Origin of the sequence: Mycolicibacterium palauense, from assembly GCF_002592005.1 — a bacterium.
GTDB classification, from domain to species: Bacteria; Actinomycetota; Actinomycetes; order Mycobacteriales; family Mycobacteriaceae; genus Mycobacterium; species Mycobacterium palauense.
The window spans coordinates 1-1,496 of record NZ_NVQF01000193.1 but is presented as its reverse complement, the minus strand read 5'-3'; the positions used below and the strand labels follow the sequence as shown (position 1 = coordinate 1,496).

Below are 1,496 nucleotides of genomic sequence, written 5' to 3'. Positions count from 1 at the left end.
GCATGACACTTCCTGAGTCAACCTCAGGCTGTTTTTGGCAGCAGTCTTTGCGTTCCACCGTGGAGATTGGGGTCGTAGGGCCGTTGATCGTGCCAGCAGCGGTAGATGACGCGTATCCAGGCGCGGGTCAGGATGCGCACGGCGTGGGGGTGGTCGTGCCCGCGAGCGCGTGCTCGGGCGTAGATGTCTGCGGCCCAGGGGCTTTGATGGCGACTGTTGTCGGCGAAGGTGGTCAGCGCTCGACGGAAGCGTTTGTTGCATGCCCAGCGGAAGTGCACGGCGTGTTGTTTGCCGGAGGCTTTCGTGACGGGAGTGGCTCCGGCCAGGGCGGCTACCGCATCGGGTCCGTCATAGGCTGCACGGGAGTCGCCCCACTCGGCGAGCACCTGGGCGGCGTTGATCTGACCCGACCTTGGCAGCGACGTGAAGATCTCGGCGTCCGGGTGCTCCCCGAGTCGGGTGATCACGGAGCGGTCGAGGGCCTTGCCGGCGCTGTTGAGTGCCTCCAGAACGGTGACCAGAGCGATCACGGCGTCGGTGATGGCCGGGCGCAGGATGGGGTCGGTGGTGCCGGCGGGGGCCCTTCGCAGTCGTGCCAGCAGCTCGCTGGCGGGCCGGCGGCCGGAGTAGCCGTGTTTGGCGAGGAAGGCCGCCAGGCGCTTTTCGCCCAGGCGCGACGCGCTGGCCGCACTGGGGTATTGCCGCAGGAACGCCAGGCTGATCGCGGATTCGACATCGGCGAAGATCACCTTGGCGCCGGGCCAGTGGTCATCGAGCAGAGCGCTGAGCTGGTTGGTGGCCGATACGCGCATGGCGACGAGATCGTCACGGGTGCGGACCACCGTGCGCAACGCCTTGGTCTGCGCGCTGTAGGGTGCGACCGGGCGCAGGCGGTGGTGGCGCAGGCGCAGGTACTCGGCGATCACCAGTGCGTCGCCGGCGTCGGACTTGGCGCCGGAGACGACCTCGCCGTCGCGCCAGGTTTTGATGGCGTTCGGGGACACCGGGACGATGGGGTGGCCGGCGTCGAGCAGCAGGTCGACCAGCCGCCCGTTGGGTCGTTCGATCCCGATGTGCACATCGGCGGGATCGCCGAACTCGGCGAGTTTACGAATAAGTGTGGCGACGCCGTGCGCGGTGTGATCAATCATGAACTGCACCAATATCTTTCCAACCGCAGACAGTACGCACACAGCATGCGTGGCCGCGGCCCAGTCCAACCCGACGTAGATGATTTCTGGGGCTTCCTCGGACAACGGATCTCCTCGAATCGGCAGCGACGACGCGGCGAGGGGGTCGACCACCGGACGGTCACTAACTGGCGCTCTACGGCGCATCTTCCTGATGCCGGTCTGCGACCCCGGGAGGACCGAGGGCGGCGGTGTCATGCAGGCCCTCTACGAGCGACCGCACCTGGCCGTCACCTCGGTCCCCGCCGAGTCCCTTCAACGAACACTCCGAGAGCATTCGCAGAGAGCATGGTGCCCTAGTGACCG

The 1,496-nt window shown here is 66.9% G+C and carries 1 protein-coding gene; it reads right to left on the bottom strand.

Features of this window, described 5'->3' with window-relative positions:
* Positions 1-23: 23 nt before the first annotated feature.
* Positions 24-1,304, bottom strand: coding sequence for an IS110 family RNA-guided transposase (locus CSR00_RS29805; protein ID WP_245906765.1), 1,281 nt, complete (start codon positions 1,302-1,304; stop codon positions 24-26).
* Between the last annotated feature and the right edge of the window lie 192 nt (positions 1,305-1,496).